The following is an 18,687-nucleotide window of genomic DNA, read 5'->3' on the forward strand; positions in this document are numbered from 1 at the left end:
CGGGAAGATCGCCACGCTCAGGCGGTTTCCGGTACGAATGACAGGGAGAGCCCGTTGATGCAGTGCCGCTTGCCGGTCGGCGGCGGACCGTCGTCGAAGATGTGGCCGAGATGACCGCCGCAGCGGCGGCAGTGGCATTCGGTCCTCATCATGAACAGGGTATCGTCCTCGCGTGTGCCGATCGCGCCGGGAAGCGCCTGCCAGAAGCTCGGCCAGCCGGTACCGCTGTCATATTTCGCCTCGGAGGAATAGACGGGCAAGGCGCATCCCGCGCATTGAAAGAGGCCGTTTCGCTTTTCATCGTCGAGCGGGCTGCTGAACGGCGGCTCGGTGCCCTCCTCCCGCGAAATGCGATAGCGGTCCTCGCCGAGCAGCGCCCGCCACTCCGCGTCGGTCCTGGTGATTTCGAAGGTGTCGCCGGCGACGGCGCGCATGGGCCCTAACAGACCGCGCAGGGTGACCACCGCGGCCAGGGCCGCGCCCGCCATCAGCAAGTCGCGCCGGCTGATCATCGGAACCTCCATCGGGCGATGCAACTGGCATTGGCCGAATCTGGAGCGAGAGGCGGAAGTGCTTCTTCCTCCCGCAGCCGGTTCGGCCTGATATCGTAATTTACCGCATCGGCCCGAAAATCGGTATCGATTTCCGGAAAGCACGATGCAACGATACGACAAATTGAATAAAGGCCTGTTCAGATTGGGGCCACCCGCCGCGGCCGGTTTGATTTCCTCATTCCTGTGCTCGTCACAGAGATGAAAGCAGCGCCGCGTCTGCGGCGCGGAAGAGCCTTTCCAGCCCAAGGACTTGGTCTGGCTGGATTCCTGTGACAAGCACAGGAATGAGGAAGAGGAGAGATTGCAGTCCTCCGAAGGTTCCCACAGCGCCGCTGTGCCGACAAACCGACCAGAGTTGCAGCAGCCGTCATGAACTCAAACTTTGTGCGTCCACTCGGGCGCACGGCGCTCAAAGCGGCCGCGGCATTCCTGCCGTGACTGCGTGGCCCGCGTGGAACGAGACTTAGAAAGCGCGCGCCGTGCCTTGCGCGATGACCGCACCGGTGGGCGAGCCGGTCGCCGAGCCGCCCAGGGGCTCGACACTGACGGAGAGCCTGGAGCCGCTGGCAATCCGGCTTCGCATTCCCGGCTCGAGCACGATTTCCCCTCGCCGGACGGCGGCAGCACGCCGAGCGAGACCGGGGGATCGTCACCTTTGATCAGCCAGAGTTCGAGCGATTTCTCCTCCATCTGTCCGGCGGCGGCCGGCGACAGTCTGAGGCGCCCCGTAGCCGGTTCGAAGTGCGTGACGAGGTTGATGGCGCTGCCTTGCGCTTCGAGGCTCGCAACGAGTTGCGTACCGCCCCGGCGATCGCTGAAAAGTCCGGCCACCGCGCCTGCCATTACGACGACAGCCGAAAGCGATACCAGCGCGACGCTGCGCCAAAGGGGAAGCGAGCCCCAGATGCCGCGGGGGTCGTCTGCGCCCCGGCCCGCTTCGAAGACCGCGTGCTCGGAGGAGCGAAACCTGCGGCGCGGCGCGACCGATTCATAGGCGTCGCCGAAGGCCGCAAGATTGTTCTGCCAGCGGATGACCATGGCGGCGAAGTTTCGGTCCGTTGCCATGCGCGCCTCGGCCTTGCGACGGTCCTCGGCAGACAGCGCGCCGAGCACGTACTCTCCCGCGATCACCTCGTCGCGGCGGGAATCTCCGCTTTCGGGCTTCTGCGTCGTCATGGCTTCCTGCACTCTCTCAGCTTTAGAAGGCCGGCACGATTCCCTTCGATCTCTTCCAGGCAGGCGTCGATGCGCCTATTCTCGGGACTGCGGCGGTCCTTTCCGGATCAAAGCAGGATCAGTCAAATCGCCAGCGCCGTCAATCGGCTTCTCGGCCATGCCGCGCACGCGGCGAGCACTTCGGCTCAGCCAGGCGACCGCCGTCACAATGGCTTTATGTTGCGCCCGGATCATTCCCTCCGCCAGAGAGTTGCGCTAAACAGCAGCCGGTATTTTTCGAGGATCCGCCATGTCCGCATCAGAAAGTGAAATTCAGGCCCGCCTGCTCGCCCAGGCTCTGCCCTACATGCAGCGCTACGAGAACAAGACGATCGTCGTCAAATACGGCGGTCACGCCATGGGCAATGCCGACCTCGGGCGCGCCTTTGCCAGCGATATCGCGCTTCTGAAGCAGTCCGGCGTCAATCCGATCGTCGTTCACGGCGGCGGCCCTCAGATCGGCGCCATGCTCAACCGGATGGGCATCGAGTCCAAATTCGAGGGCGGGCTCCGCGTCACAGACGAAAAGACCGTCGAAATCGTCGAAATGGTGCTTGCCGGGTCGATCAACAAAGAGATCGTCGCGCTCATAAACCAGACGGGCGAATGGGCGATCGGCCTTTGCGGCAAGGACGGCAACATGGTCTTTGCGGAAAAGGCGAAGAAGACCTTCCGCGACCCGGATTCCAACATCGAGCGCGTGCTCGACCTCGGCTTCGTTGGCGATGTCGTCGAAGTCGACCGCACCCTTCTCGATCTGCTCGCCCGCTCCGAGATGATACCGGTGATCGCGCCTGTGGCGCCGGGACGGGACGGCCACACCTATAACATCAACGCGGACACTTTTGCCGGCGCCATCGCCGGCGCGCTCAATGCGACGCGCCTTCTCTTCCTGACCGACGTTCCGGGCGTTCTCAACAAGAAGGGCGAACTCATCAAACAGCTCTCGGTCGCCGAGGCGCGGGCGCTGATCGCCGACGGCACCATCTCGGGCGGCATGATCCCGAAGGTGGAGACCTGCATCGAGGCGATCAAGGCCGGCGTCCAGGGAGTCGTCATCCTCAACGGCAAAACGGCACATTCGGTGCTGCTCGAAATCTTCACCGAGCACGGCGCAGGCACGCTGATCGTGCCGTGAGGCGCGCCTTGTTTGCGTGATTTGCCCCTTACCCTAACCTTCTCCCCGTCTTGACGCGTCATGACGGGGAAGGGTCACGGCAGCGGGATGAGGGACCAATCTCTTACCTCGTCCCGTAAACATTCTCCGCCTCGCCGCGCAGCCGGGCGATCATCTCCCGGTATGGGAATGGCCCATAGCTCACCCGCCCGACGCCGGCGGCCGCCAGCGTGGCAATGTCCGGCGCCCCCGGCATCATCATCACGTTGACCGGCAAAGGTGATGCCGCACAGAGCCTGGCGATGAGGTCCCGATCGGCGAGACCCGGTGCGAAGAAGCCGCTCGCGCCCGCATCCGCATAGGCCTCGGCGCGGGCGATCGCATCCTCCATCAGGGCCGCGTGGCGCGCCGCATCGCTTTCCTGCAGGAAGAGGTCGGTGCGGGCGTTGACGGACAGTGCGATGCCCTGTCGCTCCGCCATCTCGCGGATCGCGCGGATGCGAGCCGCCTGCTTGTCGATCGGATGGACGCCGCCCCTGCCAACCATCTGGTCCTCGAAATTGATGCCGATCCCGCCCGCATCGATGACTTGCGCGACATTGGCCGCGGCCTGGGCCGGGTCCACCGAATAGGCGCCCTCGAAGTCCACCGAGAGCGGCAGGTCCGTTGCCGCGACGATCTCGCGCACGGTCTCGAGCAGCAGAGGCAGCGGCAGCTTCTGCCCGTCCCCGTATCCATGTGCCGCCGCGACCGACCAGCTCCCGGTGGCGAGCGCCTTGGCGCCGGCCTCGGCCACGCACCGGGCGCTGCCTGCATCCCAGATGTTGTACAGAACCACCGGATCGCCTTTCCGGTGCAGTGCCCCGAAGGCGAGCGCTCTTTCTTCCTGGCTCATCGTATCTTCTCCCAGTCCGTCAGGTTGATCGTATCCGTTACATCGTTGGAGCGGCGGCCCGCGCAGGCATCTCCCGGTCCCATTCTCCGAAAAGCCCCACAGGACGCATTCTGCCCTCGTGGCGAAGCAGCCATTGCTTGCGCCGGAGCCCGCCCCTATAGCCCGTCAGCGATCCGTCAGCGCCGATGCAACGGTGGCAGGGCACCACGATTGCGAGGCAGTTGGAGCCGTTGGCCCTGGCCACGGCACGCACCGCCTGCGGGGTGGCGACCTTCCGCGCGATGTCGCTGTAGGAGCGTGTCTCGCCCACGGGTATCGCAACGAGTTCTGCCCATACCTGACGCTCGAAGGCACTGCCGTCGAGGGCGAGCGGTGTGCGAAAATCGGCTGAGCGCCCGGCAAAATAGTCGTTGAGCTCGCGCTCCACCTGATCGATGGGCGGCGTTCTGCCGGGCACCACCGCAGAGTGCGTCTTTCGCTTGAGACTCTCCATTTCGGCCGGGAGGGCCTTGCGATCATGGAACTCGATGAGGTGAAGATGCGTCTGGTCGGCAACCGCCACCATGGGGCCCAGCGGCGTCTCTATCCAGTCGGCAAAGAGCAGCACGCGCCCCTGCGATTTCGCGGGAGCCTGACCGATCAGCCGCCCGAAGGCGGCGCGAAAACCGCTCGGCGACTCATAGCCTGCATCGATCTGCGCCTCGATGACACTGGCGCCGCCGGAGAGCTGGCGGGCGGCTTCGCCCATTCGCCGCTGGCGGGCGAGATCGAGAAAGGTGACGCCGAGGGATCGCTTGAAGGCGCGCCGCACTGTCGACGGATCGAAGCCGCGCCGCACGAGATCGCCCTCCGTCCAGCGGTGCTCCGGCCGGCGGTCGAGCAGCTCGACAAGCTCCTTGACGAGCGGATCTTTCCCGGAAGCATCTTCCAGCGGGCGGCAACGTTGGCACGGCCGGAAGCCGGAATTGACGCAGGCGGAAATGCTGTCGAAGAACAAAGTGTTCTCCCGCTTCGGCTTGCGGGCGGGACATGAGAGCCGGCAGAAGATGCCGGTGCTCTTGACGCAAACGAAGGCCTGGCCTTCATAATCGGAACTGCGGGCCAGCAGCGCATCGTAAAGGATATCGTCGTTCGGCAGATCGAAAAGCATATTGCTTTGTAGCATCAGCCACACGCGCCGTCCGCCGAAATTCGGGCATCTATTCGTGCTGCTTGCCGAGCCCTCACAAGACGATCAGCATGACCACGCCGAGCACGATGAGCAGGCAGCCGAGCAGTTCGAGCCGGTTGATCCACTCCCGGAAGATGAAGAAGGAAGAGGCGAAGGTGAACAGCATCTCCACCTGAGCGACCACCTTGACGATCGCCGCCTGCTGCAGCGTCATCGCCGCGAACCAGCCGAAGGAGGCCGAGGCGCCGACGAAGCCCACGACGAATGCGGGCTTCCAGGCAGCGCCTATGCGTTTCAGTTCGTCGCGTTCACGCGCGACGATCCACAAAAGCATGACGATCGTCTGAAGCAGGATGACGAAGCCGAGCGTGAAGCTCGCCTGGATCACATAGTCCGGCTGAGGCAAACTCGGCTCCAGCGCCAGCGAGGCCGAGCGGTAGGACACCGCCGAGAGACCGAAAAAGGTACCGGAAAGCAGCCCCATTCCCGCCGTGCGGCTGAAGACCGATGCAAGCAGCGAGCGCGCGCTGAGCGTCGTTCGGGCGACGGAGATCAGCATGACGCCCACCACCGAAATGGCAATCGCAACCAACGCTCCCTGGCTCGCCTTTTCGCCGAGGAAGATCAGTCCGAAGAGCGCCGCCTGTGCGGGCTCGGTGCGGGAATAGGCCGTGCCGACCGCGAAGTTGCGGAAGGAGAAGAGATGGACGAGCAGGAAGGTCGCGGCGATCTGCGCCATTCCGCCGACCACCGCCCAGAGATAGAAAGTGCCGTTCGGCACCGGCAGCTGATGCCCGCCGGCGCGCCAAAGCAGGACGAGGTAGAGGAGCGCGAAAGGCAGTCCGAAGCCGAAGCGCACGAAGGTCGCGCCGGTGGTGCCCATGACGCCCTTCAGGTGCTTCTGCATGGCGGAGCGGACATTCTGAAGGAAGGCCGCGGCGACAGTGATGAGAACCCAGGTTTCCATATTTGCCCGCTAGCACGCAGGCCGAAAACAATCCATGACCAATCGGGGCACAGGTGAACAAACCGTTTTGCTTCGCAAGGCCGCCCGTGTCATAAACCCGCCATGAAGAAGCTCGACCGCCTGCCGACCCACGCCGAATTCGCCCATGTCACCGACTGGGTCTTCGACCTCGACAACACGCTCTATCCGCATCACGTCAATCTGTTCTCACAGATCGACCGCAACATGACGGCCTATGTTGCCGAACTCCTGTCGCTGGAGCCTGCGGAGGCGAAGAAGCTGCAGAAGGAATACTACCGCGACCACGGCACCACGCTTCAGGGCCTGATGCTTCATCACGGCATCGACCCCAACGATTTCCTCGAAAGAGCCCACGCCATCGACTACAGCGTGGTGCCGGCCGACCCGGCGCTCGGCGAGGCGATCAAGGCGCTGCCCGGACGCAAGTTCATCTTTACCAACGGCAGCGTCGCCCATGCGGAGATGACCGCGCGGGCGCTCGGCATCCTCGACCATTTCAACGATATCTTCGACATCGTCGCCGCCGGCTTCATACCGAAGCCCGCCGGCGACACCTACGACAAGTTCATGGGCCTTCACCGCATCGACACGGCGAATGCGGTCATGTTCGAGGATCTGCCGCGCAATCTGGTCGTCCCGAAGGCGCTCGGCATGAAGACGGTGCTGCTCGTGCCGCGCAATCTCGAATACGAATTTGCCGAGGCCTGGGAAACGTCGAGCGACGCGGACGATCAGATCGACTACGTCACGGAAGATCTGGCGGCTTTCCTGCGCGGTGTGGTTTCGACCGCGTAACTACCGCCGTCCGGACGCCATCGGGACCGAGCGGGGGTCGACCTTCTCGTAGAACCCGGCAATGATCTCCCATGCCTCTTCGGCCGTCTCCACGAAGTGCAACAGGTCGATGTCGTTGGGCGCGATGGTTCCGAACTCGGCCAGCGCCTCGAAATTGATGATGCTGCGCCAGAACTTCTCGCCGAACAGGATGAGCGGCACCAGGGCAAGCCGGCCGGTCTGCATCAGCGTCATGGTTTCGAACAACTCGTCGAGCGTGCCGAAGCCGCCGGGAAAGACCGTGACCGCCTTGGCGCGCAGCAGGAAATGCATCTTGCGGATGGCGAAATAGTGGAAATTGAAGGACAGGTCCGGCGTGACGAACTGGTTCGGCGCCTGCTCGTGCGGAAGCACGATGTTCAGGCCGATCGAAGGTGCGCCGACGTCGGCTGCGCCGCGGTTTCCCGCCTCCATGACGCCGGGACCGCCGCCCGTGACCACCACATATTCCTTGTAATCGAGCTTTGCCGACTGCTCCGAGCACAATCGCGCGAACTTGCGCGCCTCGTCATAATAGACCGACGCAGCCTCGAGATTCTTGCGCTGGATGTCGTTCTTGGCGGCCCAGGCTTCGCCGCCGGGCTCCGGAATGCGCGCCCCGCCGAACATCACCACGGTGGAGTTGATACCGCGCTCCTCGAGCATCATCTCGGTCTTCAGGAGCTCGAGCTGCAGGCGGACGGGCCTCAGTTCCTCACGACACAGGAAATCGTCGTCGATATAGGCGAGACGATAGGTGGGCGAAGCCGATTGCGGCGTCAGAGGCACGCTCGATGCACGTTGCCTGCTCTGGGAGCTGTCTGCCAGCGGATCCCAGACCCCATCCTTGCGGCGCAGAGTCCGCTTCTTCATGCGTGCCATGTTTCGTTTCCCGTCGCGTTTCGAACACCCGAGACCTCGTCCGGACGCGTCCCTTCGGGTCTTTCTCGGTCATAGAGGCGTCCCTACTGCCGGATTAGTCGAGACTTGCCAAGTCCCGTTGAGGAGCGCGAGCCGAAAAGGCCTTCAACTTTTTGAGGATCATGCTCCATGGGCGAGACGTTTCGGCGAAGCCGCGCGACATCTTGAATCGCTGCATAATCCGTGAAGCTGGTTCCGATTCGGGGAATTATGCAGTAGAGCTTGCAGCACAACGCCGAACTCGAAGGAATTCCGATGACGAACCACGACCTCGCCTCCCTGTCGCAGACGATCGAGACCGCTTTCGAAGGGCGCGACGCCGTCAACACCGGCACCCGCGGCGCGGTTCGCGACGCCGTGGAAACGGCGCTGAACCTGCTCGACAGCGGCAAGGTACGCGTCGCGCAACGGGGTGAGGACGGCACCTGGACGGTCAACCAGTGGCTCAAGAAGGCGGTGCTCCTCTCCTTCCGCCTCAATCCGATGGAACTCGTCAAGGGCGGCCCGGGTGAAGCCGTCTGGTGGGACAAGGTCCCCTCCAAATTCGACGGCTGGAGCGTCAACGAATTCGAGAAGGCCGGGTTCCGCGCCGTTCCGAACTGCGTGGTCCGCCGCTCCGCCTATATCGCACCGAATGCGGTGCTGATGCCCTCCTTCGTCAATCTCGGCGCCTATGTCGGCGAGGGTACGATGGTCGACACCTGGGCGACCGTCGGCTCCTGCGCGCAGATCGGCAAGAACGTGCATCTTTCCGGCGGCGTCGGCATCGGCGGCGTGTTGGAGCCGATGCAGGCCGGGCCGACCATCATCGAGGACAATTGCTTCATCGGCGCCCGCTCCGAGGTGGTCGAAGGCTGCATCGTCCGCGAAGGTTCGGTGCTCGGCATGGGCGTCTTCATCGGCAAGTCGACGAAAATCGTCGACCGCGCGACGGGCGAGGTGATGTATGGCGAAGTGCCGCCCTACTCCGTCGTCGTCGCCGGCTCCATGGCTTCCGGCTCCACCATGGCCAATGGGCAGCCGGCGCCGAACCTCTATTGCGCCGTGATCGTCAAGCGGGTCGACGAGAAGACCCGCTCCAAGACCGGCATCAACGAACTGCTCCGGGACTGACGATGGCCAAGGAGGGGCGGCAGCCGAGCATGACGTGGCTGTTCTTCAGCCCCTCCGGCCGTATCGGCCGCCTGCCTTTTCTCCTCGCCTGGCTCTTCTGGTTCGCCGTCGGCTCCATCTTCCTGGCGCAGATGATGAAGAACGAGGTGGACGACGCGGCGCTCGCGTTCTCGACGCTGGCTCTGATCGTCTCCGGCGTGCTTTCGACCGTCTCCATCGCCATGCTGGCGATCAAGCGCCTGCACGATATCGGCTATCCCGGTCCGCTGGCGCTCTGCCTCTTCATCCCGGTTCTGAGCCCGATCGTTTTCATCGGTCTCTGCCTCTGGCCGGGCGCAAACAGGGCAAACGAATATGGCAGCCGCCGCAACGCGCCGGCCGGAGATTGATTCCGCCCTGTACATTTCAACGCTCACCAAGTATGTAGCGCGGCAACTGAATAGGGCCGCGACCACGTTGGCCGCGGCAATCGACGCCTGATGACGGCCTGCACCGAGGTCCGCTCTTCCGCCGACGACAACCGAAATCCGAAAGAAGAGACATGACAGAATTCGCAGGGATCGCGCCGGCGATCGCCGAGGCGTTGGCAAAACGCGGTTACGAGACGCTGACGCCGGTTCAGCAAGCCATGCTGGATCCGTCGCTCGGCACCGCCGACGCGCTCGTCTCCGCCCAGACCGGCTCCGGCAAGACCGTGGCCTTCGGCCTCGCACTGGCGCCGACGCTCATCGGTTCGGCGAGGAAATTCGCGCAGGCCGGCGCACCGCTTGCACTTGTCATCGCGCCGACGCGCGAATTGGCGCTGCAGGTCATGCGCGAGCTCGACTGGCTTTACGAGATGGCGGGGGCCACCATCGCCTCCTGCGTGGGCGGCATGGATATGCGCAGTGAACGGCGCACGCTGGAACGCGGCGCCCATATCGTTGTCGGCACGCCGGGGCGGCTTTGCGACCATATCCGCCGTGGATCGCTCGATATATCGGGACTGAAGGCCGTCGTACTCGACGAGGCCGACGAGATGCTGGACCTCGGTTTCCGCGAGGACCTGGAGTTCATTCTCGAGGCGTCGCCGGCGGATCGCCGCACGCTGATGTTCTCTGCCACCGTGCCGCGCTCGATCGCGACGCTCGCCAAGAATTACCAGCGCGACGCCGTCCGCATAGGCGTCACCTCCGAGCAGAAGCAGCATGGCGACATCGAGTACCGCTCGCTGCTCGTGGCGCCGAGCGACCGTGAGAATGCCATTATCAACGTGCTGCGCTTTTACGAAGCGAGGAATGCGATCGTCTTCTGCTCGACGCGCGCCGCGGTCAACCATCTGACCGCCCGCTTCAACAATCGCGGCTTTTCGGTCGTGGCGCTCTCCGGCGAGCTCAGCCAGAACGAACGCACCCACGCACTGCAGGCCATGCGCGACGGCCGCGCCCGCGTGTGCATCGCGACCGACGTTGCGGCGCGCGGGATCGACCTTCCGGGCCTCGAGCTCGTGATCCATGCCGACCTGCCGACCAACTCCGACACGCTGCTGCATCGCAGCGGCCGGACCGGTCGCGCCGGCCAGAAAGGCGTGAGCGCGCTGATCGTGCCCGTGAATGCCCGCCGCAAGGCCGAGCGGCTGCTTGAAAACGCACGGATTACCGCCGCCTGGGCAAAGCCCCCGTCGGCCGACGAGGTGGCACGCCGCGACGACGAGCGCATCGCCGCCGATCCAGCCCTTGCCGAAGCGCCGCGCGAGGATGAACAGGCGATCGTCGAGACGCTGATCAGCCGGTACGGGGCGGAAAAGATCGCCGCGGCCTTCGTCCGGCAGTTCCGCTCGAACCGTTCCGCTCCGGAGGAGCTCGTGGAGGTCGCCGTCTACGACGATCGCAGGAAACCGCGTCGCGACGGCCCGGCTTTCACGGCCGACAGCGACCCGGCTCCGCGAGCCGACTTCGCCGACGGCCAGTGGTTTTCCCTCTCCGTCGGGCGCAAGCAGAACGCCGAGCCCCGTTGGCTGATCCCGATGCTTTGCCGTTACGGCAAGCTGAGCAAGCGCGATATCGGCGCGATCCGCATGCAGCCCGAGGAAACCTATGTCGAGATGACGGCCGACGGCGCAGAACGCCTTCTTGCCGCGATCGGCCCGAACCGGCTGCTGGAAAAGGGCATTCGCGTCAAAACCCTTCCCGGTGCCCCGGATACCTCCAGGCCGCGGCAGGACAAGCCGGACTTCGAGAAAAAGCGTCCGCCGGCGGCCGCATCGGAGCGCGAGCACAAGGACTTCAAGCCGAAGCGCAAGTTCGACAAGCAGCCTCCCGTCGCGCAGGATGCGCATCCGGACAGCCGGGGCGCGAAGCCCTGGAGCAAAAAGAAGGGCAAGCCCGAAGCGCAGAAAACCGGCGACTTCAAGCCTGGTGCCAAGCGCAACAACGCCAAGAAGCGCCAGCCTTGAGATGGCATTTCCCGCCGGGTGATCGGCATCGCGGCGGGAAACCTTGAGATGAACCCCCTACGGATCAGGCCTCCAGGAAGCGCAGACCTGCGACGGCGACGATGATCATGGCAATGCAGGCAAGCCTGAGCCAGGACACCGGATCGCCGAAGAGAACCATGCCGAGCACGGTGATGCCGACCGCGCCGATGCCGGTCCATGCGGCATAGGCCGTGCCGGCAGGCAGGTCGCGCATCGCGATGGTGAGCAGATAGACACTGCCCAATGCCGCGCCCACGCCGATGATGCTGGGCACCGGCCGGGTCCAGCCGTCTGCATATTTGAGCGCAAGCCCCATGACGATCTCGACGGCGCTCGCCGCCACAAGCATGATCCACGCCATTCCTGTTCTCCAATGATTTGAACTCTGGCGTCAATCTTGTAGCATGGGCACCGAAGTGCAATTACGCACCTTTTGGTAACCGTCACAATGTCTGCGAACCCGGCTTCCACGCCCCCGACCGCCATGCAATCGACGCCCAGTGTTTTCGATCCGACATGTTCCTCGCGTCACGCGCTGGAGCTCGTGGCCAGCAAATGGGCGATGCTGATCATCTCCGCGCTGGAGTCCGGCCCGATGCGCAACGCCGCGCTCATGCGCAGGCTCGGCGACGTCTCGCAGAAGATGCTGACGCAGACGCTGAAGGAACTGGAGCGAAACGGGCTGGTGATCCGCGAGGACAAGGGGACCGTGCCGCCGCATGTCGAATATCGGCTGAGCGAGGTGGGCCGCTCGCTGAGCGAAGCGCTGGTCGTGCTCGACCGCTGGGCGGAGACGCATTTCGGGAAGCTCGACGCCGCGCGCGAGCGCTACGACGCGCAGACGAACAGGTGAGAACGGGTCGTCACTCGCCGTTCTGCGACTGCGCCATGACCTTCACGACCCAATCGGCGAAAACGCGCAAACGGCTGCTCAAATGACGGTTCGGCGGATAGACGAGATAGATCGGCATCGGCTCGACCTGCCAGTCGGGCAGAACCGGAACCATCGTCCCGCTGCGAAGGTCCTCGCGCACCATGAAGAGCGGCGCCTGGATGACGCCCAATCCCGCCCGGGCGGCGGCAAGATAGGTGGTCGATTCGTTCGCAGCCACCGTATAGCGTCCACTGACCTCGATCTCCTCGTTGCCGCGCCGGAAATGGAACGGCATCTGCTGACCGGTCTTCGGCAGAAAATAGCCGACCACGTAGCAATTCTTCTCCAGATCGGAAGGGTGCTGCGGCACCGGGTGCCGCTCGAGAAAATCCCGCGAGGCGCAGGCGACGAACTTCATCTCCGTGATGCGCCTGGCGATCAGCGACTGATCCGTCAGGGTACCGGCACGTATGGCGCAATCGACGTTCTCCGCGAGATAGTCGATCGTTCGGTCGGAAACCCCGAGATCGATCTGGATATCAGGGTACTTCTCGTGGAACTCGGGCAGCGCCGGAATGATTACCAGATTGGCGAAGGCGCTTGCCGTCTCGACTCTCAGCCGGCCCTTCGGCAGGCTCTGGGCCGTCGAGAGGCTGCCGTCCAGTTCGTCGAGGTCGGAAAGCAGCCGTGCGGCGCGTTCGTAATAAAGCGCACCGTCCGGCGTCACCAGGACGCGCCGCGTGGTACGATTGAGCAGTTTCGTGCGCAAATGCGCCTCCAGTCCCTGGATGAGATTGGTGACGGTCGCCTTCGGCATGTTGAGGGAGGCGGAGGCACGGGTAAAGTTGCCGGTCTCCACAACCCGAAGAAAGGCGCGCATGGCCGTGAGTTGGTCCATTTTCAATAACCGAATTGTTCGAAATACCGAATAGTGTAATCACAACCCGCGGACTATTCCAGACGAAAGACAATGATATGCTGCAAACATCGCGAGTTGTCCCTCATCTAGGGATTCACCCGTGGCGGAGACAAGAGAGATGAACGCGCAATTTACGGAAGAGACGATGCAGACGAGCAAAGGCTCGTGCCGCGCCCGTGTCTACCGCGGCGCATCGCTGCTCGCGCCGCCGCCGATCGTACTGCATCTCCATGGCGGCGGCTTCGTCGACGATTCGATCGCGGCGGGCGAAAACGTGGCCAACTCCCTGGCGGCCGCGGGCGCGGTCGTCATCTCGCCGGAATATCCTTCCGCGTGCATGAACCCGTTTCCGGCGGCACTCGACTGCGCCTATGCGATGCTTTCGTCGATGCGCAGCCGCTGTCCGCAGTTCGCGCACAAGAAGTCGATGCTGTTCGTCGCCGGCGAAGAGGCGGGCGGCAATCTTGCGGCCGGCCTGGCGCTGATGGCGCGCGATCAGTTTCTGACCGACCTCAAAGGCCAGATCCTGCTGTCGCCGCTGCTCGACCCATGCCTGGCAACGGCTTCTTTTCGCAAGTTCTGTCCGCAGAGTTCGGTGCAATCGATCGCCGAAGGCTGGCAACAATATCTCGGCGAGCGCAGTGGGCTCACGCATCCCTATGCAGCGCCGGGCCATTGCAGCCGGCTCGGCGGTCTCGTTCCGGCCCTCGTCGTCACCAGCGAGGAGTGTCCGATGCGCGACGAGGCCGAAGCCTATGCCGAGCGTCTCCGCAAGGCCGGCGTTCCGGTGGAAACGCATGTGCTGCCGGGGCGTGCCTCATGGCTGCCTGTGGGCGGTGCGGCGCAGGAAATCTTGCCATCGCACGAAGAAATCCTATCCGGCATCTTTTCCCGCTTTTTCAAGCAGGCGGGAGCGAAGCCGGCCAAAGAGTAACAGATAAAACAGTAAGCACAGAGCCGGGCTCCCAACCGGCGAGGAGAAAACATGACATCGACAGTAACCCGCCGGGTCCTGTGGGGCGCCGGCTTGAGCATCCTTTTGTCCGTCGGCGGCGGCGCAGCCGTCTTCTTCGGGCTGCCCCAGCGTTTCCAGGCGGATGCCGCGACCGAAGCGCCCGCAGCAGCAGCGACCCCGCCGGCCGTTCCGGTTTCCGTCGCCAAGGCCGAATCGCGCCGCATCACGACCTGGGAGAGCTTCTCCGGCCGGCTCGAAGCGATCGAGCGCGTCGAGATCCGTCCCCGCGTCGGCGGCGCCATCCTGAGCGCCCATTTCCGTGAAGGCGCGCTGGTCCGGAAGGGCGATCTGCTCGTGACGATCGACCCCGAACCCTTTGCCGCAGCAGTCGAGCGCGCCGAGGCTCAGGTCGCCGCAGCCGAGGCCCGTGTCGCGCTGGCCAAGACCGAACTCGAACGCGGCCGCAAACTGGTGACCACCAACGCTATCCCACAGAGCGGGGTCGACCAGAGGCTCAGCGTCTACGACGAGGCGCGGGCGAACCTCCGCTCGGCGAAGGCCGCCCTCCAGACCGCCAGACTCGATCTGGAATATACCGAAGTGCGTGCGCCGATCAGCGGCCGCGTCGGCAGGCTCAACGTGACGGCGGGCAATCTGGTCTCCGCCGGCTCCGCCTCGCCGGTGCTGACCACGCTCGTATCCGTCGACCCGATCTATGCCAGCTTCAATGCCAGCGAAGAGGTCGTGGCGGCAGCCCTGGCAAAGCTTTCCGCCTCGGCGGCAAGGACCGAGGCGATCGAACGCATTCCCGTCGAGGTCGGCACTTCCGCCGACGAGGGAACGCCGATCACCGGCCATATCCAGCTCATCAACAACGAGGTGGACGCGGCAACCGGCACGATTCGCCTTCGGGCGGAACTCGCCAATGCCGATGGCCGCCTGATCCCGGGCCAGTTCGTGCGAATCCGGATCGGCGATCCGCAGCCCGAGGAAAAGCTGGTGATCAGCGACCGCGCCATCAGCTCGGATCAGGACAAGAAATTCGTCCTGGTCGTCGGCGCCGATAACAAGGTGGAGTACCGCCAGGTCACGCTCGGGCCAGTCGCGGACGGTCTGCGGATCGTGGAGAACGGCCTGAAGCCGGGTGAGAACATCGTGGTCAACGGCCTGCAGCGCGTGCGCCCCGGAGTCGTGGTTGCCCCGCAGCCGGCCGAACAGGCGACCGCCTCGATCGCCAAGCCATAAAGCGCCTGCGCCCTGCCGGACCATAGAGGCAGGGCGCCCACAACACATTCCTACGGCATGCACCGGTGCTCGCAGCGAACATTTTCGCCGCAGACGCTCCCTGCTTGCCTGAAGTTCCCAAGGGGGATGCCATGAATTTCTCACGCTTCTTCGTCGACCGCCCGGTCTTCGCGGGCGTTCTCTCCGTGATCATCTTCGTCGCGGGCCTGATCGGCATGACCGGCCTGCCGATTTCCGAATATCCGGAAGTCGTGCCGCCGCAGATCGTGGTCAGGGCGCAATATCCGGGCGCCAACCCGGCCGTCATCGCCGAAACCGTCGCCACGCCGCTCGAAGAGCAGATCAACGGCGTCGAGGGCATGCTTTACATGCAGAGCCAGGCGACCGCCGACGGTCTGATGACGCTGACCGTCACCTTCGAGCTCGGAACCGACCCGGACCAGGCTCAGCAGCTGGTGCAGAACCGCGTCTCGCAGGCCGAGCCGCGGCTGCCGGAAGAGGTGCGCCGGCTCGGCGTCACCACCGTCAAGAGCTCGCCCGACCTGACGCTCGTCGTGCACCTGATTTCGCCCAACGGGCAATACGACATCAACTATCTGCGCAATTACGGCGTCCTGAACGTCAAGGACCGGCTGGCGCGCGTAGACGGCGTCGGCCAGGTGCAGATCTTCGGCGGCGGCGATTATTCCATGCGCGTCTGGATCGACCCCGAAAAGGCCGCAGAGCGCGGGCTTGCAGCGAGCGACATCGCCAATGCCGTCCGTGGGCAGAACGTCCAGGCAGCCGCCGGCGTCATCGGGGCTTCGCCGTCGGTTCCCGGCCTCGACCTGCAGCTCTCCGTCAACGCTCAGGGCCGCCTCAAGACGCCCGAGGATTTTGCCGACATCGTCGTCAAATCGGGCGATAGCGGGGAGATCACGCGCCTCGGCGACGTCGCCCGCGTCGAAATGGGGGCGGCGGACTATTCGCTGCGCTCGCTTCTCGACAACAAGGCTGCCGTCGGCATGGGCGTGTTCCAGGCGCCCGGCTCCAACGCCATCCAGATCTCCGAAAACGTCCACAAGGTCATGGCCGAGCTGAAGCAGACCATGCCGGATGGCGTCGATTACGAGATCGTCTACGACACGACGCAGTTCGTCCGGGCGTCGATCGAATCGGTCATCCACACGCTGCTCGAAGCCATCGCGCTCGTGGTCGTCGTCGTCATCGTCTTCCTGCAGACCTGGCGCGCCTCGATCATCCCGCTCGTTGCCGTGCCCGTCTCGATCGTCGGTACCTTCGCGGTGATGTATGTCTTCGGCTTCTCGATCAACGCGCTCAGCCTCTTCGGCCTGGTGCTGGCGATCGGCATCGTCGTCGACGACGCCATCGTCGTCGTCGAGAACGTCGAACGCAACATCTCCCAGGGTCTCTCGCCGGTGCAGGCAACCTATCGCGCCATGCAGGAGGTGTCTGGGCCGATCATCGCGATCGCGCTGGTCCTCGTCGCGGTATTCGTGCCGCTCGCCTTCATCACCGGGCTCACCGGCCAGTTCTACCGCCAGTTCGCGCTGACCATCGCGATCTCGACGGTGATCTCAGCCCTCAACTCGCTGACGCTCTCGCCGGCGCTCGCCGCCCTTCTCCTGAAGGACCACCACGCCCCGAAGGACCGTCTGACGCGGGTCATGGATCGGTTGTTCGGCTGGTTCTTCCGCGGCTTCAACCGCTTCTTCGGAGCGAGTTCGGAGGCCTATGGCCGCGGCGTCGGCGGCATCCTTACCCGCAAGTCGCTGGTCATGGGCGTCTATGTCGTCCTCCTCGGGGTCACTTTCGTGCTCTTCCGCGCGGTGCCCGGCGGCTTCGTGCCGGCCCAGGACAAGCAATATCTCATCGGTTTCGCGCAGCTTCCGGACGCGGCGACGCTCGATCGCTCGGAAGACGTCATCCGGCGCATGAGCGAGATCGCCCTCAAGCACCCGGGCGTCGAACACGCCATCGCCTTCCCGGGCCTGTCGATAAACGGCTTCACCAACTCGTCCAATTCCGGCATCGTCTTCGTGTCGCTGAAGCCGTTCGAGGAGCGTACGACGCCCGAACTTTCGGGCGGCGCCATCGCCATGCAATTGAACCAGGAGTTCGGTGCGATCCAGGATGCCTTCATCGCCATGTTCCCGCCACCGCCCGTCCAGGGCCTCGGCACGACCGGCGGATTCAAGCTGCAGATCGAGGACAGGAACGGCCTCGGCTACCGGACGCTTGACGATGCGACCAAGGCCGTCCTCGCCAAGGCGATGGCGGCACCCGAACTCGCCGGACTCTATTCGAGCTACCAGATCAACGTGCCGCAGCTCTATGCCGACCTCGACCGCACCAAGGCGCGCCAGCTCGGCGTCGCGGTCACGGACGTGTTCGAGACGCTGCAGATCTATCTGGGCTCGCTCTACGTCAACGACTTCAACGCGTTCGGCCGCACCTACAGCGTGCGCATCCAGGCCGATGCGAGCTATCGCAGCCACGCCGACGACATCGGCAAGCTGAAGGTGCGTTCGCAGACGGGCGAGATGATTCCGCTGTCGGCCCTGCTCAACGTGGAGCAGACGGTCGGCGCCGAGCGGGCGATCCGCTACAACGGCTTCCTCGCCGCAGACATCAATGGCGGACCGGCACCCGGCTTCTCCTCCGGCCAGGCGCAGGCGGCCATCGAGCGGATTGCGGCCGAGACGCTGCCGCCCGGCATTTCGTACGAGTGGACGGATCTGACCTATCAGCAGATCCTCGCCGGCAATTCGGGCATTCTCGTCTTTCCGCTGGCGCTGCTGCTCGTCTATCTCGTGCTTGCGGCCCAGTATGAGAGCCTGCTGCTGCCGATCGCGATCATCCTGATCGTGCCGATGGGCATCATGGCGGCGCTGACGGGCGTCTGGCTGACCGGCGGCGACAACAACGTCTTCACCCAGATCGGCCTCATCGTTCTGGTGGGTCTGTCGGCGAAGAACGCGATCCTGATCGTCGAATTCGCCCGCGAACTGGAACTGTCCGGCAGCAATGCCGTCAGTGCCGCGATCGAGGCGAGCCGCCTCCGGCTCAGACCGATCCTGATGACCTCGATGGCCTTCATCATGGGCGTCGTGCCGCTCGTCACCTCCACCGGCGCCGGGGCGGAAATGCGCTCAGCCATGGGCGTGGCGGTGTTTGCCGGGATGATCGGCGTCACGGCCTTCGGCATCTTCATGACGCCCGTCTTCTATGTGCTCATCCGCAAGCTTTCCGGCGAAAGGCCTCTGAAGCACACGGGAGCGCATATCGAAGCCCCGCATCTCGCCCCCGGCGAGTAGCCTTTCCTGCCCCCCAAAACGGGGTCGATGGCGGGCCGGACATCTGTCCGGCCCGTTCTCTTTCAGCGCCCTGCGAAGCCCACCGGGCTCATCGGACGTGACAGCGGGTGGCTGATCGGATAAACCGGCAATCTC

16 protein-coding genes and 1 pseudogene are annotated in these 18,687 nt (G+C 64.3%); 9 read left to right on the forward strand and 8 right to left on the reverse strand.

What is annotated here, in order from left to right; all coding sequences use genetic code 11:
• Positions 1-17: 17 nt before the first annotated feature.
• Positions 18-512: a peptide-methionine (R)-S-oxide reductase MsrB gene (gene msrB / locus N0Q91_RS15735; protein ID WP_275596874.1), complete on the reverse strand. Its 495-nt coding sequence runs from the start codon at positions 510-512 to the stop codon at positions 18-20.
• Between the two features lie 505 nt (positions 513-1,017).
• Positions 1,018-1,730 (reverse strand): annotated as a pseudogene (locus tag N0Q91_RS15740) (anti-sigma factor).
• A 289-nt stretch (positions 1,731-2,019) separates the two neighbouring features.
• Between N0Q91_RS15740 and argB the strand changes: the two are divergent.
• The gene (gene argB / locus N0Q91_RS15745; protein ID WP_018094040.1) at positions 2,020-2,907 is read left to right on the forward strand and encodes an acetylglutamate kinase; all 888 of its coding nucleotides are present in this window, start codon (positions 2,020-2,022) and stop codon (positions 2,905-2,907) included.
• A gap of 103 nt (positions 2,908-3,010) precedes the next feature.
• On the opposite strand, the gene N0Q91_RS15750 is transcribed toward argB, so the two are convergent.
• The 3 genes from N0Q91_RS15750 to N0Q91_RS15760 are packed head-to-tail and all read right to left on the reverse strand — an operon-like array spanning position 3,011 to position 5,919.
• Positions 3,011-3,781, reverse strand: a complete 771-nt coding sequence (locus N0Q91_RS15750; RefSeq protein WP_275596875.1) for an isocitrate lyase/PEP mutase family protein — start codon at positions 3,779-3,781, stop codon at positions 3,011-3,013.
• A 37-nt stretch (positions 3,782-3,818) separates the two neighbouring features.
• Entirely contained in the window at positions 3,819-4,946 is a 1,128-nt protein-coding gene (locus N0Q91_RS15755) for a bifunctional transcriptional activator/DNA repair enzyme AdaA (protein WP_275596876.1), read from the reverse strand.
• A gap of 58 nt (positions 4,947-5,004) precedes the next feature.
• Complete coding sequence (locus N0Q91_RS15760) at positions 5,005-5,919, reverse strand: EamA family transporter (RefSeq protein WP_275596877.1); 915 nt, start codon at positions 5,917-5,919, stop codon at positions 5,005-5,007.
• A 102-nt stretch (positions 5,920-6,021) separates the two neighbouring features.
• Here N0Q91_RS15760 and N0Q91_RS15765 point away from each other — a divergent pair, with 102 nt between their 5' ends.
• Entirely contained in the window at positions 6,022-6,735 is a 714-nt protein-coding gene (locus N0Q91_RS15765; RefSeq protein WP_100669737.1) for a pyrimidine 5'-nucleotidase, read from the forward strand.
• On the opposite strand, the gene N0Q91_RS15770 is transcribed toward N0Q91_RS15765, so the two are convergent.
• Entirely contained in the window at positions 6,736-7,635 is a 900-nt protein-coding gene (locus N0Q91_RS15770) for an LOG family protein (protein ID WP_100669738.1), read from the reverse strand.
• Between the two features lie 294 nt (positions 7,636-7,929).
• On the opposite strand from N0Q91_RS15770, the gene dapD reads away from it, so the two are divergent.
• The 3 genes from dapD to N0Q91_RS15785 all read left to right on the forward strand — a co-directional run bounded on the left by dapD (position 7,930) and on the right by N0Q91_RS15785 (position 11,221).
• Positions 7,930-8,787 carry a 2,3,4,5-tetrahydropyridine-2,6-dicarboxylate N-succinyltransferase gene (dapD, locus tag N0Q91_RS15775; protein WP_026168518.1) on the forward strand — a complete coding sequence of 286 codons (858 nt, stop codon included), beginning with the start codon at positions 7,930-7,932 and terminating at the stop codon, positions 8,785-8,787.
• 2 nt (positions 8,788-8,789) lie between these two features.
• The gene (locus N0Q91_RS15780; RefSeq protein WP_275596878.1) at positions 8,790-9,176 is read left to right on the forward strand and encodes a DUF805 domain-containing protein; all 387 of its coding nucleotides are present in this window, start codon (positions 8,790-8,792) and stop codon (positions 9,174-9,176) included.
• Between the two features lie 152 nt (positions 9,177-9,328).
• Positions 9,329-11,221, forward strand: coding sequence for a DEAD/DEAH box helicase (locus N0Q91_RS15785; RefSeq protein ID WP_275596879.1), 1,893 nt, complete (start codon positions 9,329-9,331; stop codon positions 11,219-11,221).
• Positions 11,222-11,285: 64 nt separating this feature from the next.
• On the opposite strand, the gene N0Q91_RS15790 is transcribed toward N0Q91_RS15785, so the two are convergent.
• Positions 11,286-11,603, reverse strand: coding sequence for a DMT family transporter (locus tag N0Q91_RS15790; RefSeq protein WP_018094031.1), 318 nt, complete (start codon positions 11,601-11,603; stop codon positions 11,286-11,288).
• 87 nt (positions 11,604-11,690) lie between these two features.
• Here N0Q91_RS15790 and N0Q91_RS15795 point away from each other — a divergent pair, with 87 nt between their 5' ends.
• Positions 11,691-12,095 (forward strand): winged helix-turn-helix transcriptional regulator, encoded by a 405-nt coding sequence (locus tag N0Q91_RS15795; RefSeq protein WP_198516588.1) that lies wholly within the window; start codon positions 11,691-11,693, stop codon positions 12,093-12,095.
• 10 nt (positions 12,096-12,105) lie between these two features.
• Here N0Q91_RS15795 and N0Q91_RS15800 read toward each other — a convergent pair whose 3' ends face one another.
• On the reverse strand, positions 12,106-13,014 hold the full coding sequence (locus N0Q91_RS15800; RefSeq protein WP_100669741.1) for a LysR family transcriptional regulator: 909 nt from the start codon (positions 13,012-13,014) through the stop codon (positions 12,106-12,108).
• Between the two features lie 139 nt (positions 13,015-13,153).
• Here N0Q91_RS15800 and N0Q91_RS15805 point away from each other — a divergent pair, with 139 nt between their 5' ends.
• The 3 genes from N0Q91_RS15805 to N0Q91_RS15815 all read left to right on the forward strand — a co-directional run bounded on the left by N0Q91_RS15805 (position 13,154) and on the right by N0Q91_RS15815 (position 18,552).
• Positions 13,154-13,969, forward strand: coding sequence for an alpha/beta hydrolase (locus tag N0Q91_RS15805; protein ID WP_100669742.1), 816 nt, complete (start codon positions 13,154-13,156; stop codon positions 13,967-13,969).
• Positions 13,970-14,020: 51 nt separating this feature from the next.
• Positions 14,021-15,235: an efflux RND transporter periplasmic adaptor subunit gene (locus N0Q91_RS15810; RefSeq protein ID WP_018094027.1), complete on the forward strand. Its 1,215-nt coding sequence runs from the start codon at positions 14,021-14,023 to the stop codon at positions 15,233-15,235.
• Between the two features lie 131 nt (positions 15,236-15,366).
• A complete protein-coding gene (locus N0Q91_RS15815; RefSeq protein WP_100669743.1) occupies positions 15,367-18,552 on the forward strand; it encodes an efflux RND transporter permease subunit in 3,186 nt (1,061 codons plus the stop codon).
• Positions 18,553-18,687: the final 135 nt, after the last annotated feature.

This window comes from Sinorhizobium prairiense, from assembly GCF_029201645.2.
GTDB lineage: Bacteria > Pseudomonadota > Alphaproteobacteria > Rhizobiales > Rhizobiaceae > Sinorhizobium > Sinorhizobium meliloti_A.